The organism is Mycobacterium sp. NPDC050551 (assembly GCF_040674075.1).
In the GTDB taxonomy this organism is placed as follows: Bacteria; Actinomycetota; Actinomycetes; order Mycobacteriales; family Mycobacteriaceae; genus Mycobacterium.
The window spans coordinates 44710-63039 of the sequence record NZ_JBFARC010000004.1 but is presented as its reverse complement, the minus strand read 5'-3'; the positions used below and the strand labels follow the sequence as shown (position 1 = coordinate 63039).

Sequence of the window (18330 nt, the reverse complement as noted above, 5' to 3'; positions counted from 1 at the left end):
CCACATCCACACCCTGCGCAGACACGGCATCGTCGTTCACGGTGTCTGGATCGACACCGCCGCGGACCGTTACCGGGTCGTGGCGCTCGTCGGCTATCCGCCGGGCGAAGACCCGACCCGACGTGCAGAGGGTTACCGGGCCAGTCGAGACTTCGCCGAGGATCATGCCGACTTCGACGTCTCGTCGATCATCTCCGAGCAGACGGTGACACTCGAACCGATCACGGCGTCGCCACTGCGATGACTGTCGGACAACTTCTTTCGCATCGTCAACCCGGCTCACATCGACGCCTACCCCGCGGCCGTGGCGCGGGAGCTCGGCGGTTAGCCCGCGCGTAGGACGAGGTCGGGCGATCGGCCCCGGATCAGGTCGGCGGCCTTCTCGGCGATCATGATCGTCGCGGCGTTGGTGTTGACCGACGGGATCTTCGGCATCACCGAGGCGTCGGCCACCCGCAGCCCGGTCAGGCCGTGCACCCGCAGGTCCGGGTCCACCACCGCGTCGGGCCCGATGCCCATCGCGCAGCTGCCGACGGGGTGGTAGTAGGTGCTGGTGGCGTCAGACACGTAGGCGCGCAACGCCGTCGCATCGCAGACTCCCGGCCCTGGCAGCACCTCGCGGGCCCGCCACGGCGCGAACGCCGCGCCCGCGGCGATCTCGCGCGCCACCTCGACCCCGTGCATCAGCCGGCGCACGTCGGACTCCGCGGCGAGGTAGTTGGGGTCGATCAGCGGTGCAGCAGCCGGATCCGCACTCGCGAGCCGGATGGAGCCGCGGGCGTCGGGCACCGTGGCGACGGCGAAGGTGTAGCTGTTCGCCGGGGCGGCCAGGTGCGGCGGGTGGAACGGCACGTGGATGAACATCAGCTGCATGTCCGGTCCGCCGAGGGACGGGTCGCTGCGCCACAGCATCGACGTCTCGGCGTGATTGGTCCGGCCGGCGGGAATCGGCCGCGCCGCCTCGTACACGACCGGGCACAACGGGTGGTCGTGCAGATTGCGGCCGACCCCGGGCAGGTCGTGCACAACGCCGACGCCGACGGCCTCGAGTTCGGCCGCAGGGCCGACGCCGGACAGCAGCAGCAGCCGCGGAGTGTCCACCGCGCCGGAACTGATCACCACCTCGACGTCGGCGTGCGCGGTGAGCCGACGGCCGCGGCGCACGAAATCGACGCCGGTACAACGACGGCCGTCGAAGCGCAGTCCGAGCGCGCGTGACGCGGTGGCGACGGTCAGATTCGACCTGCTCCGCACCGGGTGCAGGTACGCCGCCGCGGTGCTCTGCCGGGCACCGCCGGTGATCGAGAGGTCGTGCCAGCCCGCACCTTCGGCGTCGGCCCCGTTCATGTCGTCGGTGAGTGGGAACCCCGCGGCCGCCGCACCGTCGACGAACACCTGTGACAGCGGGTTGGCGTCCGCGGCCGCGGCGGGCGCCGGCCACATCGGCCCGTCGGTCCCGCGGTGACGCGGATCCCGGCCGCCGACGGTCTCCATCCGCCGGAAGTAGGGCAGCACGGATGCGTGGTCCCAGCCCGCGCATCCGGCCGCCGCCCAGCTGTCGAACTCGCTCGGGTGTCCCCGCAGAAACACCATCGCGTTGATGCTGCCGCTGCCGCCGAGTGTGTGCCCGCGCGGCCAATTGTGTTCCCGCCCCGCGGTGCCCGCCTGCGCGACAGTGCGGTACGCGTAATCGACGTCGGTGCCCCACAACGTCGGCCACGCGGGCGGCGCGGCGATGTCGGGCCTGGTGTCGGCCGAACCGGATTCGAGCAGCAGCACCCGGGCGGCCGGGTCTTCGCAGAGCCGGGCGGCGATCACGCACCCGGCGGACCCGCCGCCGATCACCACGTAGTCGAAGTGCTCGTCGCCGTTACCGCGTGCGACGTCCATCGAATTCCTCTCGTCTGTGCTCGGCGGGCCGGTGTAGGCGATCAGCGGGTGGTCTCGTTCGCGGCCTGCTCGATCAGGTCGGCAACGGCGTCGGGTCGGGAGACGGTGACGGCGTGGGACGCCTCGATGTCCACGTTGTGCGCTTTCGCGCGCTCTCCCATGAACCGCATGGAGTCGGCGGGAATGGCGAGGTCCTTGGTGGTCACCATGTTCCAGGACGGGATCGTCTTCCACGCCGCCGCCGTGGCGGGCTCCTCCAGCGCGGCCGTGGTGATGGGCCGTTGGGTGGCCGCCATCCGGACGGCGACGTCCTGCGGGACGTCGGCGGCGAAGACCCGCTGGAATTCGTCCTGCTTGATGTAGCTGTCGACGCCGGTGCCGCCGCCGAGCCCGGGGACGGGCACGGTGTGCAGGGCGGGGCCGAGCTCACCGCCCGGGTACATCGCGGCCAGCTGGCCGGTGCTCTCCCCGGGTTCCAGCAGGAAGCTGGCGACGAACACCAGCGCCTTGACGTTCGGGCTGCCGTCGGCGGCCTCGCTCATCACCGAGCCGCCGTAGGAGTGGCCGGCCAGCACCACGGGTCCGGAGACGCTGTCCAGCACGCTGCGGACGTACTGCGCGTCGGAGCGCAGGCCACGTAACGGGTTGGCGGCGGCGATGACCGGATAGCCGGCGCCCTCGAGGATGTCGATCACACCATTCCAGCTCGACGAGTCGGCGAAGGCGCCGTGCACGAGCACCACCGTGGGCTTGTCCCCCGCCGGGGACTGCTCGGCCGCCGTGGTCTCGGCCGCGCGTCGCTCGTCTGATGGGCTGCCGCAACCCGCAGCCAGGGTCGCCAGCGCCACCGCTGCGGTCATCGTGGTGAAGAACGTCCGGATCATCAATCTCTCCTCACGTGACGACGCTCGGCCGCCGTCGGTTGATATGCAATATATTGCGTTTCGGAGGGCACTCTGTCAACCGTCGTGTCGTCGCGGTGCGGGACTTCCGAAGTCCGGCTCACGATCCGACCGGGAAATCAGCTCCGCGAGAGAGCGTTTCGAGTGCACGGATCTCGGCACTGGGCGAGTACGCGACCCGTCACGAGATCAGCGTCGAAGCTCCGCTGCGGGAGTACTACGAATGTTTTTCCTGGGACACCGCGGACTCCGCGCCGGGGTCGCCGGGCTGGGTGCCGTCCCGTCCGATCATCGCGCCGCACCGCCGAAGCGCCTAAGCGAGTTCCTGCCGGTCGATCAGGAGTGACAGCGTCTCCCAGTTGCGCTGCGTCGCCTCCGCCGCGGCATCGGCGTCGCCCTGGCGACAGAACTCGATGATCCGCTTGTGCTGTGAGATCGATTCCCTTCCGGACAGCGAGGAGAAGCGCAGGAATTCGAGTCGCCGCAGCACCGGGGTCACCTGTTCGAGGACCACCGGGATCGTCCGGTTCTGGCTGGCTTCCACGGCGATCGCGTGGAACTCGTCATCGGCGCGCATGGCGGACTCCGCTTCACCCGCCGAGAATGCGGCGGCGAACTCCTTGTTCGCCTTGACCATTGCGGTGATCTCCCGCTTCCCCATCAGCGGGACGGCGGTGCGCACCGCGAGCGCGTGCATCGTCGCGGCGACGGCCTGCGCATCGAGAAGCGCTTTGCGTTCGATGGAAGCCACGACCGTCGAACGGCCGGGCAAGGTGTGCACCAGCCCCGCCGTCTCCAGCCGGGCGATCGCCTCCCGGATGGGAGTGCGGCTGATCCCCAGCCATGCTTCGAGTTCGGGGTCGCGCAGCTTCTCGCCGGGAGCGAGCGTGCCGTTGACGATCGCGTCCCGCAGCGAAATGTAGGCGTTCTCCCGCAGCAGCGACCTCTTGTGCTTACCGACTTCGTCCGGGACCGGCATGCAATATATCGTATCTCAGGAACCGCGGACGGCGGAGCAGAGGCGTCGCCGGTCGCGACGCCACGTGTGAGGAGAGCGGATGCCCATCGAAGACTTCGAACGCCATCCCCTCACGTTCGGACCCAGTCCCGTTCACCCGATGCCGAGGCTGAGCAGCCACCTGGGCGGCGCACGGATCTGGGCCAAGCGCGAAGACGTCAACTCAGGCTTGGCGTACGGCGGGAACAAGACACGCAAGCTCGAGTACCTGATCCCCGACGCACTGAGGCAGGGAGCCGACACGCTGGTCTCCATCGGCGGCGTCCAGTCGAACCACACCCGCCAGGTGGCCGCGGTCGCGGCGAAGTTGGGACTGAAAGCCGTTCTGGTACAGGAGAGGTGGGTGGACTTGCCGGACGCGGTGGCCGACGAGGTCGGCAACATCCTGCTGTCCCGCATCATGGGCGCCGACGTCCGGCTCGACCCGGCGGGATTCGGGATCGAGTTCAAGGACAGCTGGCGCAGCGCGATCGACGACGTGGAACGTGCGGGCGGGACGCCGTACGCCATCCCGGCCGGCGCGTCCGACCACCCCCTGGGTGGCCTGGGATTCGCGAACTGGGCCTACGAGGTGCAACGGCAGGAAGAGCAGCTGGGGGTGTTCTTCGACACCGTCGTGGTCTGCAGCGTCACCGGTTCCACCCAGGCCGGGATGATCGCCGGCTTCGCGGGCCAGCAGCGGCCGCGCCGGGTGATCGGCATCGACGCGTCGGCGAAAGTGCAGCAGACGCGCGAACAGGTCGAGCGGATCGCGCACAGCACCGCCGAGCTGATCGGGCTGGGACGTGCCCTGCGCGACGACGAGACCACTGTGCTCGAAGGCTGGGCGGGCGACTACTACGGCATCCCGGTTGCCTCGACCGTCGACGCCATCAGGCTGACCGGCCGGCTGGAGGGCGTCATCCTCGATCCGGTGTACGAAGGCAAGTCGATGGCGGCGCTGATCGACCTCGTGACATCTGGTGACATCCCGCCGGAGTCCACGGTGTTGTACGCCCACCTGGGGGGACAGCCCGCGCTCAACGCCTACCGCGGCATCTTCTGACATTCGAACGCGCGCCTCAGCGCATCGCCCTGCAATGCGAACAATCCGGTACTGACCTCCCAGTCGGGAACCAGCGAGTCGAACCCGTGGCAGGTTCCCGGGTAGACGTGCAGCTCGGTCGCCACGCCCGCCCGCAGTAGCCGGGCGGCGTAGTCGATCGCCTCGTCGCGCAGCGGATCGAGTTCCGAGCAGGTGATCAGGGCGGGCGCGAGACCGCTCAGGCCTGCGGTGCGCGCGGGCACCGCGTCCTGCGGCACCGAATAGCCCGCCACGTACCGCCACATCAGGTCCACCGCCGCGCCGTCGAATCCGGGGGTGGTGGCGAACTCCCGCCGCGACGGCGTCATCCGGTCGTCGAGCACCGGCTGGTGCAACAGCTGGAACACCACGGTGGGCGCATCGCCGGCGGCGGCGCGCTGCGCCAGCCCCGCCGCGAGCGCACCGCCGGCACTACTGCCCGCGACCGCCACCCGGTCCGGGTCCAGTTGCAGCGCTGCGGCATTCGTGACGGCCCAGCGAAGTACCGCCAAGGCGTCGGAGTATGCGGCGGGATGCGGATGCTCGGGCGCGAGGCGGTAGTCCACCGACAGCACGGCGCAGCGCCCCCGGCGTGCGAGTTCGACGCACTGCCGGTGGTCGGTGTCGAGGTTGCCCAGCACGAACGCACCGGAGTGCAGGTAGACCACCGCGGGCGCCGGCGGGCCGCCACCCCGATACATGCGTAGCGGAATCGACCGGCCCGAAGCGGCGGGGACCGACTGCTCGCTGATGTCCACCCCGGCGGTGTCGACCGCGCCCGCCGACTCCCGGCGACGTTCGTCGAGCGACGCCCGCACCGATGCCAGCGCGCCGGGCGACAGGTCGGTCCTGACGCCGGCCAGATGCCTCAGCGCGGGGTGCAGGCGCCACGCGAGGCCGGCGTCGCCGTCGGGAGTCACGGCCGTCAGCCTGCGGCGGCAGGGTGCGCACGCACCTCGATGCGGGACTGACCTGCCGGCGCGTCGAAGGTGTAGTCGGAGGGCCTGAACCGGCGGGTCATCCGCCAGAACATCCCCGCGCTGCGCGGCCACTGCGTGACCACCCGGCCGTTGGCGGCGCGGAAGTAGTTGCTGCAGCGGGTGGTCCACACCGTCCCGGCCATCCACCCGTCGATCCGCGCGATGAAGTCGGCCATCGCCTGCGGCCGCACGGCGACGTAGGTCCTGCGGCGCCGGCGCAGGTGGCGCAGCACCCGCACGATGTAGCGGGCCTGAGCTTCCAGCATGAAGATGACGCTGTTGGAGCCCACGTTGGTGTTCGGCCCGTACAGCATGAAGAAGTTCGGGAACCCGGGCACCGCCATGCCCAGATACGCGTAGGCGCCGTCGCGCCACGTCTCGTGCAGCGAGACGCCGCGCTCCCCCACCACGTCGATCTGGCCGAGGTAGTCGGCGGCGGCGTACCCGGTGGCGCACACCACGACGTCGACGTCGAGTTCGGTGCCGTCGGCGGTGACCAGCGACCGCGACCGCAGCGCCCGTGCCGGGCTGGACACCACGCGGACGTGCGGCCGGGTCAGGGTCTGCAGGTAGTCGGTGGCGAACACCAACCGCTTGCAGCCGAACGGGTGCTGCGGTGTGAGCTGCTCGCGCAACCGGTCGTCGCCGACCGTCTTCTCGAGCACCGTCGTCGCGACGTCGCGGAACTCCCGGGTCTTGTCGCTGCCGTGCTCGATCACCGCGATGTTCGACTCGCTGCGAAGCCACAGCCGGGTGCGGTACAGCCGCTTCGCCAACGGGATGTGCGCGAACATCCACCGCTCACGCGGGGTGTAGGGCCGGTCGGGTTTGGGCAGTATCCAGGTCGCGGAGCGCTGCACGGAGTAGACCGACCGCGCCACCTTTGCGACCTCGGGAATCAATTGTGCCGCGGTGGATCCGGTGCCGAGCACGGCGACGTCGCGGCCGGTGAGGTCCACGGAGTGGTCCCACCGTGCCGTGTGCATGACGGTGCCGGCGAACGGTTCCTCCTCGACGAGGTCCGGCATCACCGGCTGGGTGAACAGTCCGATCGCCGAGACGACGACGTCGAAGTCGTGGTGTTCGCCGCTGCCGGTCGTCAGCCGCCACGATCGGCTGTCGGGATTCCAGCGCGCCGAGACGATCTCGGTCTGCAGCCGCAGGTGCGGCCCGAGGCTGTGGCGGCGCGCGCAGTCCTCGAAGTAGGCGAGGATCTCGGGCTGCCCCGACCAGAGCCTCGACCAGTGCGGGTTCAGGTCGAACGAGTAGGAGTACAGGTGCGATTTCACGTCGCAGGCCAGCCCCGGGTAGGTGTTGATGCGCCACGTGCCGCCGACGCCGTCCTCCCGATCGAAGATGGTGAAGTCGCGAAAGCCCGCTTTGCGCAGCAGTATCCCCAGCGCCAGGCCGCCGGGTCCGGCGCCGATGATGCCCACGGACATGCTCGACTTCATCCGATCTGCAGCGTCTGGCCGCCGTCGACGACGAGTTCGGACCCGGTGATGAACGAGGCCTGCTCGGACACCAGGAAGGCCACGGCGTCGGCGATCTCCGCGGGACGGCCCAGCCGGCCGCTGACCGCCCGCGCCACCAGCCGGGCCTGGGTCGCGTCGTCGAGCATCGGCGTCTGCACCGGGCCGGGGAACACCGCGTTCACCCGGATGCCCGCGGGCGCGAGTTCGGCGGCGGCGACCTGCGTCAGCCCGCGCAGCGCCCATTTCGACGAGCCGTAGGCGGCGTGGTTCGGGAAGGCGCGCACCGCCCCGGTGCTGCAGGTGTTGACCACGGCGGCGCCGTCGGCGGCGGTGAGGTGGTCGAGTGCGGCGCGGATGCCGAGGAACGGGCCGAGACAGTTGACCCGCCAACTGCTCTCGAAGCCGGCGGGCGTCTCGTCGGCGATGGCGGCGCGGTGCAGCACGCCGGCGTTGTTGACCAGCGTCGTCAACGCTCCGAACCGGCCGACCACTTCGGTGACCGCGGCATCCCACTCCTCGGCCGAGGTGACGTCGAGCGGTATCGCGAGCACGGTGCCTGCGTCGTACTGCGCGGCGGTGTCCCGGACGGCGTCGCCCAGCACGTCGCACGCCGCGACCAGGAAGCCGTCGGCGTGCAGGCGCCGCACGATCGCCGCACCCTGGCCTCGGGCGGCGCCCGTCACCAGCGCGACGCGCAATCCGCTCACCGGTACCCGCCCTCTGCGCGGCCGGGCTCGTCGGCTGTTCCGGTCGCCTCGGCGAGGTGCGCGACGGCGCCGCGGCGTAGCGCCTGCGATTCCGATGTCAGCGTGATCATCTCGAATCCCATCTGTGCGAACGTCTTTCCCGGTGCACCCGCGCCGGCGTGCACTCCGGAGATCAGGCCGGCTCGCGTGGCCGCCGCCTGGATGCCGGCCATCGCGTCGAGCAGCGCGGGGTGACGGTATGCCTCGGTGACGGGATGTCCGAGCGAGATCGCCAGGTCTGCGGGGCCGACGTAGATCCCGGTCAGGCCGGGCACCGCGCAGATCTCCTCGTGCGCGCCGAGACCGCGCGCCGTCTCGATCATCGCGAACACGCCCGCGCGCTCCTGCAGGGCGGCCGTGTCGACGCCGAGGCTCGCCCGCAACGGGCCGAAGCTGCGCACCCCGTCGGGCGCGTACCGCCTCGCGGCGACGGCGGCGGCCGCCTGCTCGGGCGTCTCGACCATCGCCACGATGACTGCGTCGGCGCCCGCGTCGAGCACGCGGCCGATCGGTGCGGGGTCGGTGGCGGGCACCCGGACCGCGGTGGCGACCGGGACGTGTTCGAGCCTGCGGAGCAGCAGCGCGACATCGGCGTCGTCGAGATAGCCGTGCTGGGTGTCGAATCCGACGTAGTCGTATCCGGCGGCGGCGAACTCCTCGGGTCCGATGATCGTCGGGCCGACCACCCAGCCGCCCCAGAGCTTCGGCCGGTCGGCCAGTGCCCGCCGGAACGCGTTCATCCGGCGATCGCGATCTTGACGCGCCCCGGTGTGGGCCGGCAGGCCAGGTCGAACGCCTCTGCGACGGCGTCCACGCCGAAGGTGTGCGTCAGGTATCCGGGCAGCAGGCCGGGATGATCGGCGGCGAATCGGCCCGCCTGCTCGAGCACACGGCGGCGGTCCTGTGTCACACCGGATTTCAGGGTGAGGTTGTTGCGCAGCATCGCCCGCATGTTGATCGGGTAGCTGTCGTCGTCGGGGACCCCGAAGTAGAAGACGGTGCCGCCGAACGCCGCGGCCTCGACCGCGTGGTTGAGGGTGGCCACCTGGTGGCCGACGGCCTCGATGACGATGTCCGGCCGGTCGGCGGGATCGAGGTGGCCGACCCACCGGTCGCTGGTGGCGCGCACCGGGGTGTCGACGCCGAACCGGGCGGCCAGCGCGGCCCGGTCGACCGGGTCGACACCGATGACCTGTGCGGCGCCCGCCGCCTTGGCGACGTAGGAGAACAGCAGCCCGATGGAGCCCTGGCCGATGACCGCGACCCGCCGCCCGGCCAGTGCAGGCAGCTGTTCGACGGCGTACAGCACGCATGCCAGCGGTTGCAGCCCGACGGCTTGCGCCGGGCTGAGCGCCTGGTCGAAGGGCGCCAGCCCGTCACCGTCGGCGACCACCCGCTCCTGCAGCCCGTCGAACCCGGATGCCCAGCCCACCACCCGGTCACCGTCGCGGTGGCGCGGATGACGGCTGGCGATCACCTCGCCGGCGATCTCGTGGATCGGGAAGCCGTCCATCTCCGCGGCGTGGGCGCCGGTGTCGCCGGGCAGTCTGCCGCGGGTGCCGCGAAATCCCGGCAGGTCGCTGCCGCAGATGCCTGCGGCCAGGAACCGCAGCAGCACCTGTCCGTCGGCCAGGCTCGCCGCGGAGGGCTCGGGCCGGTCGGTGCGTTCGAAGCTGTACGGCGCGACGAGCCGATAGGACCACATCGTCACACCTCCACCGGCACGTTGTTCCAGCCCCACTGGAAGCTCGACGGCGGCCGGAACGCCCGCGCGGCGTCGATGTGGAAGTCGGGCACCCGCCGCAGCCATTCCTGCACCAGGATGGTGATCTCCAGCCGGGCCAGGTGCACACCGAGGCAGAAGTGTTGTCCGCGGCCGAATGCCAGCAGTCGCTCGACGCGGCGGTCCCACACGAACGCTTCCGGGTCGGGGTACTCGCGTTCGTCGAACTTCGCCGAGGCGAGCAGCGTGATGACCCGCTGGCCGGGCTCGATGGTGGTGCCGTGCAGGGTGAACGGCTTGCGCAGGGTGCGGGCGAACCACTGCGCAGGGGCGCAGTACCGGATCATCTCCTCGCGTGCCGTCGGTACGTTCGCGTCGGGATCGGCGCGCACGGCCGCCATCTGCTCCGGTCGCGAGCCGAGCTCCCACAACCCGTGCGCGACGATCTTGGGGACGGTCTCCGTGCCACCGATGAAGACGCCGAGCATCTGCACCGCCGCCTCCATGTCGGTGAACCGCGAGCCATCGGGCAGGGTGTGGCCGAGCAGGTTGTCGACGATCGGCACCTCCTCGCCGAGATCCGCCCGCCGGCATTGCACCACCGGCGTGAGGTACTCCAGGTAGCCGGGCCGGGCGTTGGCCACCTCGACACCGCTGCCCGGCTGGGCCAGGCTGCCCGCGTTCACCGTGGCCAGCACGTCGGCGGCCTGCTCGACGGGCAGGCCGAGCACGTCGCACACGATCGACGCGGCGACCATGCCGCCGTAGTCCTGGGTGAGGTCGAACCGGCCGCGCGGCAGCAGTTCGTCGAGACGCTCGTTCGCCAGTTCCCGGATCCTGTCGGCGAACCGGGGCACCGAGCGCGGCCGGAACGGCGCCGAGGTGCATCGCCTCACGGTGTCGTACACCGGGGTGTCGAAATTGGCGTGGAACGGCATAGGGTGCAGCGGCGGGTCGGCCACCGGCCCGCTGTTGCGCCGCGCCAGCACCGCCGCGGCGGGCAGCGTGCCCTCGGACGCGACGAACGTACCGTCGTTGACGCCCAGCACCTCCCAGATGTCGGCGAACCGCGACACCGCGTAGGTGTCCAGGTCCGCCACGTAGTACAGCGGGTGCTCGTCGCGCAGCACCCGGTAGTACGGCGTCGGGTCCGCCATCACCGCCGGGTCGAACGGGTGGTACGAGAAGCCGGTCTCCTCTGGGGTTCTCATCGCGCTCACTGCAGCGGAGACGGCGGAAGGGCCTGCAGTATCGAATCCTCCCAGCCGTCGCGCAGCGCCGGCGCGACGCTCATCCAGGTGACGATCTCGGCGGGCGGGCTGTCCTTCCACGACGGGTAGTGCTCGGCGAAGCAGTCCCAGTCGCCGTCGAGCGCCCAGTAGTGGATGACCTCGTTGAAGCGGAAGGTGGTGATGAACGAGCCCAGCCACCGCTTGCCGGTGCGTTCGGACCACGGCACGTAGAGCCGTTCGAGTTCGCGGATGTAGTCGTCCTGGCGGCCGGGTTTGGTCTGCATGATCTCCTGGATCACCAGGCCCGCCCCGAAGCCGGCCGAGGTCAGCTCGGTGAGCGTGCGGTTGCTGCGGCCCGCGTACATGATCCGGCCCTCGCCGTGGGCGCCAGCGCCGGCCAGGAACGCCGCCCACTGGGCCGCCGGTGCCTCGTGGGTTCCGCCGCGCGACTGCGCCTTTCCGATGCGCGAGTAGTCGGCGAACGCGTCGATCTCCCAGATGACGGTGACCTGCGGCCAGTGCCCGTTGTAGGGCGTCGTCTCCCACATCGCGAACAGCCGGGCCCCGAGCTCGGCCATCATCGGATGATAGGTGGCGGTGAAGGCCTCGGTGAAGCGATCGCTGCACATCGACCCCAGTGCGATGGTCTCGTGCAGATAGAGCAGGGTGTGGCTGTGGTACTTCTTCATGACCTGTCGCCGGTGGTCATCGCGGGCGGGCGCGGGTGGTTGACAGTGGCACCCAGCGAGCGTGACACTTGTGCCGTGTTTTGTAAAGGTGTGCAGTGACGCCGCTGGCGTCCGGCTTCTGCTTCGGCGAGGGGCCGCGGTGGTTCGAGGGAATGTTGTGGTTCTCCGACATGCTCGGCGAGGCGGTCCACACCGTCGACATGACGGGTTCGATGACCACGCTGCCCGTGCCCGGGCACGCGCCGTCGGGTCTCGGCTTCCGGCCGGACGGGACGCTGCTCATCGCGTCCACCGAGCGGCGCGAGATCCTGGCCTACGACGGCGACACCGTGGTGACGGCCGCGAACCCGGCGGACCTGGCGCCGGCGGCGTTGGGCGACATGGTGATCGACGACGCGGGCCGGGCGTACATCGGGTCGCAGGCACGATCCGGCGGGGTGATCCTGCGACTCGATCCCGACGACACCGTCACGGTCGTCGCGGGCGGTCTCGACTTCCCCAACGGCATGGTGATCACACCGGACGGCTCCACGCTGATCGTGGCGGAGTCCACCGGCCGTCGCCTGACGGCGTTCCCGCTCCGCGGCGACGGCGCACTCGGGGAGCGGCGCCCGTTCGCCGAGCACCTGGCCGGCCCGCCGGACGGGCTCGCGATCGACGCCGAGGGCGGGGTGTGGACGTCGATGACACTGGCGCACGGATTCGTCCGGATCGTCGACGGCGGCGCCGTGACCGACCGGATCGACACCGGCGGGCGGACCGCGATCGCCTGTGCGCTCGGCGGCCCGGAGGACCGGGTGCTGTTCCTGCTCACCAGCACCGACGCCTACCCGGAACGGCTTGTCGGAACCAGGAACTCGCGGGTGGACACCGTGGTCGTCGACGTCGCCGGCGTGCACGGCGCGGGAGTGCACGGACATGTCTGACGCGTACTACGAACTCGTCGACGCCGACGACCCCGTCGGCGAACGGTTCTCGGCGACCGATCTGGTGCGCAGCACCTGGTCGGCGTCGATCCAGCACGCCGCACCCGTCTCGGCGCTGCTGGTGCGTGCCCTCGAGCAACGCGAACAACGCACCGACACCCGGCTGAGCCGGGTGCTGGTGGACCTGCTCGGCCCGGTGCCCGCCGACGGCGACCTGTGGCTGCGGTCCCGGATCGAGCGGCGTGGCAGGCAGATCGAACTCGTCGCCGCCGAGATGCTCGCGCCGGGGCCCGACGGTGCGCCGCGGCCCGTCGCCCGGGCGACCGGATGGCGTCTGCAGCGGCTCGACACCTCGGCACTGCAGCGCGCCGCGGCGCCGCCGCTGCGCCCGATCGACGAAGGCCGCAGCCGCGACCTCGCCAAGGACTGGGATCGCAACTACGTGCACAGCCTCGACTGGCGCTGGCTGACCGACCCGCTGAACGCCGGCCCGGGCGAATCGTGGCTGACGCCGACCGTCGACCTCGTCGCCGACGAGACGATGACGCCCCTGCAGCGGATGTTCTCGGTGGCCGACTGCGCGAACGGGATCGGCACCCGGCTCGACCCGCGCCAGTGGACGTTCCTCAACACCGACCTCGCGGTGCACGTGCATCGCGTCCCCGACGGCCGATGGATCGGCATCCGCGCCGAGACCGACTACGGACCAGACGGCATCGGCACCACGATCGGCACGCTGTTCGACCAGACCGGCCCCGTCGGCGCCATCGCCCAGTCGGTGCTGGTGCGCCCTCGGCCGCGCTGAACGCCCGGCCTAGGCTGACGCCGTGCGGTGGATCGTCGACGGCATGAACGTCATCGGCTCACGCCCGGACGGGTGGTGGCGCGACCGGCGGCGGGCGATGGCGGTTCTGGTCGCCGACCTCGAACGGTGGGCCGGTGCCGAGAACGTTGATGTGACCGTGGTTTTCGAGAAGCCGCTGTCGCCGCCGCTGGAGTCCGCCGTGATCACGATCGCCAACGCGCCCGCGGCAGCGCCGAACTCCGCAGACGACGAAATAGTCCGGCTGGTCGCGGCCGACGAGCGGCCCGCCGACATCATGGTGGCCACCTCCGACCGGGCACTCACCGACCGGGTACGCGCGGCGGGCGCCACCGTCGTCGCCGCGAAGGCCCTGCGCGACAGGATCGATCCGCGCTGAGCGCCGCGTTCAGCGGATCACGGCGGGCAGCCGCTTGATGCCGTGCACGAAGGTGCTGTGCAGCAGGTCGGGTTCGCCGAACTCGACATCCACACGCGTCAGCAACTCGCGGAACAGCACCCGCAGCTCGACCCTGGCGAGGTTGCTGCCGAGGCAGAAGTGCGGTCCGCCGCCGCCGAAGCCGAGGTGCGGGTTGGGTGAGCGGGCCAGGTCGAAGTCGTGCGGATCGCCGAAGACGGCCTCGTCGCGGTTGGCCGAACAGTAGAACAGGCCGACCTTGTCGCCCGCCGCCACCGGTGCGCCGTTGATCTCGGTGTCGGTCGTCGCGAACCGGGCGAACTGCATCACCGGGGAGGCCCACCGCACGAACTCCTCGACCGCGGGGCCGACGCGGTTCTCGAAATCGGCCAGCAGCCAATCGCGTTGGGCGGGACGGTGGTTCAGCGCCAGCATGGCGTGCGAAGTCGTCTGCTTGGTCGTGTCGTTGCCTGCCGAGGCGAGCAGGATGAGGAACGCCCCGACCTCCTCGTCGGTCAGCCGGTGACCGTCGACCTCGGCGTTGACGATGTCGGTCATCAGGTCGTCGCCGGGATTCTTGCGACGGAACTTCGCCAACTCGACCCCGGTGGCCGACAGCAGCATGATCTCGTTGATGGTGTCGGCGGCGCGCTCCTCCAGCGACGAGTACTCGTCGTCGCTCATGCTGAACAGCTTCTCCGCGGCCTTCGCCACCGCGGGCTGGTCGGCGCGCGGCACACCCAGCATGTCGGAGATCGTCAGCATCGGCAGCCGCGCCGAACAGGCCTCGACGAAGTCCACCTCGCCCGCGCCGACGAGATCGTCGACCACCGCGACCGCGTTGTCGTGGATCTGCTGTTCGATCCTGCGGACGTTGCGCGGGGTGAACGCCGCGCTGATCAGCCTGCGGTAGACGGTGTGCTCCGGCGGGTCCATGGTCAGGAAGAACGAGGCGATCCGCTGCACCTCGGCGGGCATCGGGTCGAGCGCCACGCCGCGCGCGGAGGTGAACAAGTCGGGATGCTGGCTGACGTACACGATGTCGGCGCGCCGGGTGAGAGCCCAGAAGCCGTCCTCCTCCATCGGGAAGAGCGACGGCAGCGGCCGGTGCCAGGTCAGTCCGTCGCCGGCGCGCAGGGTCGCGAACGACCGGTCGCGCTCGGCGAACGGCAGGCTCCAGAACTCCTGGGAGGTGATGTCGACCTGGCTGAATTCGCGGGTGGACACCGTTCCAGCAGCTGAATCACCGTTCGTCACACCGTTTCCCCTCGACTCCGCGACCGGCGGTCCGTCGCGCCCAGATGTGATCAGCGTGACATTGACCCGCGGTTTTGTAAAGCTCGCCCGGTCGGTGCCCGAGGTCTGGTGGGCGGGGTCAGCTCGCGCCCCGCGCCGTGCGCCCCGCCAGCTCGGCGAGTACCTCCTCGGTGTGTTCGCCGAGCATCGGTGCGACGCTTCGCTGTTCGCACGGCGTGCCGTGGAAGTCGGCCGGCGTGGCGACCATCGGGGCGGCGGACTCGCCGTCGGGCACGTAGACCACCCCGCCTGCCGCATGGAACTGCTCGTCGGCCACCACATCCTCCATGGTGTTGATCGGAGACCAGAAGAAGTCGGGATCGGCGGCGAAGACCTCTGCCCACTCGGACAGTGGCCGGGTCGCGAAGATCTCGTCGAGCTGGCCGATCAGTTCCGCGGAATTGCGCGCCCTGGCGCGGGGCGTGGCGAACCTCTCCTCGGTCAGCCACCCCAGCCGGCTCACCGCGCGGCACAGCGCAGGCCAGTGCCGCTCCCCCTGCAGACCGACGACCCAGAACCGCCGGCCGTCGGCCGCGGTGTAGTTGTTCATGCACGGGTTGGCCATCGTCTCGCGCTGCCCGATGGCGATCTGGTGCCCGGTCATCAGGAACGTGTTGAGGTCGAAGCTCACCGCGTAGGCGCCCTGCCGGTAGAGCGAGGTCGTCACCAGCTGGCCCGTGCCGCGCGCCGCCCGCGCCACCAGCGCGGCGCACAGGGCCCCGGCCATCGTCATCCCCGCCATGTGGTCGCCCAGTCCGCCGCGCTGGAACGGCGGGCTGTCGCCGGGGCGGGTCAGCAGATGCGCGAGCCCGGCGCGCGACCAGAACGCCGCGACGTCGTAGGCCGCCCTGTCGGCGTCGGGCCCGGCCTCGCCGTAACCGGTGATCAGCCCGTAGACCAGCCGGGCGTTGCGGGTCGCCACCGTCTCGAAGTCCAGACCGAGCCGGCGCAACGCACCCGGCCGCACGTTGGTGAGGAAAACGTCGGCGTCGCAGATCAACTCGAGTGCGGTGGCCCGCCCCTCGGCCGTCGTCATGTCCAGGACGACGCCGCGTTTGTTCCGGTTGTCCATCTCGAACGGCGGATTGACGTCTCCGTCGATGCCCAGCATGCGGCCGAACATCCGCGCGGGATCGCCCGCCGGGGGTTCGATCTTGACGACGTCGGCGCCCCACTCCGCGAGGACGGCGCCGGCGGCCGGACCCGCCACCCACACGCCGAGTTCGACGACGCGCACGCCTGTCAGCGGACCGGCCATGTGACCCCTTCCGAATCGCACGGATCGCGTCAGGCCATTCGGCCTTTACACTTCGGCGATAGTTTGTAAACTGTGCGGACCTACCGGCCAACCTAGGAGGTTATCGACCCGGTGACGATCGCCTCAGGGGTTTCGGCGCGACTCGCCGAACGGGTGGTTCCCGTCCTCGGTCTCGCCGCCCATCTGGGGCGCGGGGTGCAGCGGGTGGTGACCGATGCCGCGATCGGCGGTGCCCGTTCGCTGCCGCGCCGGCCGGCCGACCTCGGGCCCGAGGCGTTGTCGGCGATCATGGGTCGCACCGTGACGTCGGTGCGTCTGGTCGGCGGGGACGCGGGCACGTCCTCGCGTGCGCGTCTGGCGCTCACCGGAAACGGCGTCCCGACAACGGTGTTCGTCAAGATGCCCGCCGAGACGGCAGCCACCCGGCTGATGGGTGAACTGGGCCGGCTGGCCCACACCGAGGTGTGCTTCTACGACCGGCTGGCGCCAGGACTGCAGGGCGTGCCGACGTCCTACGGCTCGGCCTTCGACCCCCTCACCGGGCGCTTCGTCCTGGTGCTCGAGGATCTGCCCGCCGCCGAGTGCGACTTCCCCGACACCCTGCATCCGCTCGACCGCGACCGGGCGTCTCTTGTGGTCGAACGCCTCGCGGGGTTGCACGCGACGCACTGGGGGCGGCCGCCGGGCTGGGTCTACACCCCCTCGGGTGACCACACGTCGCTGCTGACCGGCGCGCTGTGCAGGGCGTCGGCGCGCCGGATCGCCGAGCGCACCGACATCCCGGTCGACCGCGGCCGCTTCATCGACGAGAACTACCGCGCGGTGGCGGCGCTGATCGACCGGCCGCCGCACACGGTGATGCACGGCGACGCCCACCCGGGCAACGTCTACTTCCGCAACGGTGCGGCCGGGCTGCTGGACTGGCAGGCCGTCCGCAGCGGCAACCCCGGCCGGGAGTTGGCCTACACCCTGGTGACATGTCTGACCACGGCCGACCGCCGGGACGCCGAGCGCGACCTGCTCGACGTGTACCGCCGGGCGCTGGCGGCCGGCGGCGGCGGCCCGGACTGGGACCGCGACGACCTCTGGCGCCGGTACCGCCAGGGTGCGCTGTATGCCTATGTCGCACCGTTGATCACCGCGGGCATGGGCGGCATGCAGGCCGAGGGCATCGCGATGGAGGGGCTGCGACGCGGCGTGGCCGCGCTCGACGACCTGGACACCGTCGCCGTGCTGCGGGCGGCACTATGACCGGACTCGTGCCGCGTCGCTGCCGTGACCGCGGGTTACACCATCTACGATTTGTGCAACACCACCACCTGAGGCGCCCACGTGAATGAACCCCTGACCGACCAGCAGGTCCTCGACGACACGTCGACGCGGCACCGGATCCTCGCCGCGACCGCCGAGGTGCTCGGCCGCAGCGGGCAGACCAAGCTCAGCCTGTCCGAGGTGGCGCTGCAGGCCGGCGTCTCGCGGCCCACGCTGTACCGCTGGTTCGCCTCGAAACAGGAGTTGCTCGACGCGTTCGGGCGGTTCGAGCGCGATCTGTTCGACAACGGGATCAGCAGGGCCACGGCGGGCTTGCGCGGCACCGAGAAGCTGGACGCGGCGCTGCGCTTCATCGTCGAGTACCAGCAGTCCTACTCCGGGGTGCGGCTGATCGACATCGAGCCCGAGGTCGTCATCGCGCAGCTGTCCCGGATCCTGCCTCTGATGCGGGCCCGGCTGGAGAAGCTGCTCGTGGGCACGAATGCCGGCGTCAAGGCCGCCACCGCCATCCGCGTCGCGGTGTCGCACTACATCGTGCGCAGCGACGACGGCGACCAGTTCCTCGCACAGCTACGCCATGCGGTCGGCATCCGGCCCGCCGACTGATCTGCGCCGACACGCCCGGCGCTGAGCGATCGCC

General features: G+C 70.7%; 18 protein-coding genes and 1 pseudogene. 7 read left to right on the top strand and 12 right to left on the bottom strand.

Annotated elements, in window-relative coordinates; genetic code table 11:
* Nucleotides 1-199: 199 nt before the first annotated feature.
* Nucleotides 200-328, top strand: a pseudogene (locus AB0K11_RS16705) (SRPBCC family protein); the annotation flags it as partial.
* Here the strand turns inward: AB0K11_RS16705 and AB0K11_RS16700 are convergent.
* The 3 genes from AB0K11_RS16700 to AB0K11_RS16690 form a co-directional block, all read right to left on the bottom strand.
* Nucleotides 325-1890: a GMC family oxidoreductase N-terminal domain-containing protein gene (locus AB0K11_RS16700; protein WP_364978746.1), complete on the bottom strand. Its 1566-nt coding sequence runs from the start codon at nucleotides 1888-1890 to the stop codon at nucleotides 325-327. The pseudogene AB0K11_RS16705 and the gene AB0K11_RS16700 sit on opposite strands and share 4 nt — an antisense overlap.
* A 41-nt stretch (nucleotides 1891-1931) precedes the next feature.
* Nucleotides 1932-2774 (bottom strand): alpha/beta hydrolase, encoded by an 843-nt coding sequence (locus AB0K11_RS16695; protein ID WP_364978743.1) that lies wholly within the window; start codon nucleotides 2772-2774, stop codon nucleotides 1932-1934.
* 331 nt (nucleotides 2775-3105) lie between these two features.
* Nucleotides 3106-3771, bottom strand: coding sequence for a GntR family transcriptional regulator (locus tag AB0K11_RS16690; RefSeq protein ID WP_364978740.1), 666 nt, complete (start codon nucleotides 3769-3771; stop codon nucleotides 3106-3108).
* 79 nt (nucleotides 3772-3850) lie between these two features.
* Here AB0K11_RS16690 and AB0K11_RS16685 point away from each other — a divergent pair, with 79 nt between their 5' ends.
* The gene (locus AB0K11_RS16685; RefSeq protein WP_364978737.1) at nucleotides 3851-4855 is read left to right on the top strand and encodes a 1-aminocyclopropane-1-carboxylate deaminase; all 1005 of its coding nucleotides are present in this window, start codon (nucleotides 3851-3853) and stop codon (nucleotides 4853-4855) included.
* Here AB0K11_RS16685 and AB0K11_RS16680 read toward each other — a convergent pair.
* The 7 genes from AB0K11_RS16680 to AB0K11_RS16650 are packed head-to-tail and all read right to left on the bottom strand — an operon-like array spanning nucleotide 4837 to nucleotide 11718.
* Complete coding sequence (locus AB0K11_RS16680; protein WP_364978734.1) at nucleotides 4837-5793, bottom strand: alpha/beta hydrolase; 957 nt, start codon at nucleotides 5791-5793, stop codon at nucleotides 4837-4839. The two genes, AB0K11_RS16685 and AB0K11_RS16680, sit on opposite strands and share 19 nt — an antisense overlap.
* A gap of 5 nt (nucleotides 5794-5798) precedes the next feature.
* Complete coding sequence (locus AB0K11_RS16675; protein WP_364978731.1) at nucleotides 5799-7295, bottom strand: NAD(P)-binding protein; 1497 nt, start codon at nucleotides 7293-7295, stop codon at nucleotides 5799-5801.
* 8 nt (nucleotides 7296-7303) lie between these two features.
* Nucleotides 7304-8035, bottom strand: a complete 732-nt coding sequence (locus AB0K11_RS16670; RefSeq protein WP_364978728.1) for an SDR family oxidoreductase — start codon at nucleotides 8033-8035, stop codon at nucleotides 7304-7306.
* Nucleotides 8032-8814 carry an aldolase/citrate lyase family protein gene (locus tag AB0K11_RS16665; RefSeq protein ID WP_364978725.1) on the bottom strand — a complete coding sequence of 261 codons (783 nt, stop codon included), beginning with the start codon at nucleotides 8812-8814 and terminating at the stop codon, nucleotides 8032-8034. The genes AB0K11_RS16670 and AB0K11_RS16665 overlap by 4 nt, the downstream gene beginning before the upstream one ends.
* Nucleotides 8811-9779: a zinc-binding dehydrogenase gene (locus AB0K11_RS16660; protein WP_364978722.1), complete on the bottom strand. Its 969-nt coding sequence runs from the start codon at nucleotides 9777-9779 to the stop codon at nucleotides 8811-8813. The genes AB0K11_RS16665 and AB0K11_RS16660 overlap by 4 nt, the downstream gene beginning before the upstream one ends.
* Before the next feature lie 2 nt (nucleotides 9780-9781).
* Nucleotides 9782-11008, bottom strand: a complete 1227-nt coding sequence (locus AB0K11_RS16655) for a cytochrome P450 (RefSeq protein WP_364978719.1) — start codon at nucleotides 11006-11008, stop codon at nucleotides 9782-9784.
* 5 nt (nucleotides 11009-11013) lie between these two features.
* On the bottom strand, nucleotides 11014-11718 hold the full coding sequence (locus AB0K11_RS16650; RefSeq protein WP_364978716.1) for an NIPSNAP family protein: 705 nt from the start codon (nucleotides 11716-11718) through the stop codon (nucleotides 11014-11016).
* 95 nt (nucleotides 11719-11813) lie between these two features.
* On the opposite strand from AB0K11_RS16650, the gene AB0K11_RS16645 reads away from it, so the two are divergent.
* The 3 genes from AB0K11_RS16645 to AB0K11_RS16635 are packed head-to-tail and all read left to right on the top strand — an operon-like array spanning nucleotide 11814 to nucleotide 13846.
* The gene (locus AB0K11_RS16645) at nucleotides 11814-12644 is read left to right on the top strand and encodes an SMP-30/gluconolactonase/LRE family protein (RefSeq protein ID WP_364978713.1); all 831 of its coding nucleotides are present in this window, start codon (nucleotides 11814-11816) and stop codon (nucleotides 12642-12644) included.
* Nucleotides 12637-13449, top strand: a complete 813-nt coding sequence (locus AB0K11_RS16640; protein WP_364978710.1) for a thioesterase family protein — start codon at nucleotides 12637-12639, stop codon at nucleotides 13447-13449. The genes AB0K11_RS16645 and AB0K11_RS16640 overlap by 8 nt, the downstream gene beginning before the upstream one ends.
* Before the next feature lie 22 nt (nucleotides 13450-13471).
* A complete protein-coding gene (locus tag AB0K11_RS16635; protein ID WP_364978707.1) occupies nucleotides 13472-13846 on the top strand; it encodes an NYN domain-containing protein in 375 nt (124 codons plus the stop codon).
* Between the two features lie 9 nt (nucleotides 13847-13855).
* On the opposite strand, the gene AB0K11_RS16630 is transcribed toward AB0K11_RS16635, so the two are convergent.
* On the bottom strand, nucleotides 13856-15091 hold the full coding sequence (locus AB0K11_RS16630) for a cytochrome P450 (protein ID WP_364978703.1): 1236 nt from the start codon (nucleotides 15089-15091) through the stop codon (nucleotides 13856-13858).
* A 148-nt stretch (nucleotides 15092-15239) separates the two neighbouring features.
* Nucleotides 15240-16418, bottom strand: a complete 1179-nt coding sequence (locus AB0K11_RS16625) for a CoA transferase (protein ID WP_364978700.1) — start codon at nucleotides 16416-16418, stop codon at nucleotides 15240-15242.
* A gap of 111 nt (nucleotides 16419-16529) precedes the next feature.
* On the opposite strand from AB0K11_RS16625, the gene AB0K11_RS16620 reads away from it, so the two are divergent.
* Nucleotides 16530-17669, top strand: coding sequence for a phosphotransferase (locus AB0K11_RS16620; protein WP_364978697.1), 1140 nt, complete (start codon nucleotides 16530-16532; stop codon nucleotides 17667-17669).
* Between the two features lie 81 nt (nucleotides 17670-17750).
* A complete protein-coding gene (locus AB0K11_RS16615; RefSeq protein WP_364978694.1) occupies nucleotides 17751-18296 on the top strand; it encodes a TetR/AcrR family transcriptional regulator in 546 nt (181 codons plus the stop codon).
* The last annotated feature ends 34 nt before the right edge of the window (nucleotides 18297-18330 follow it).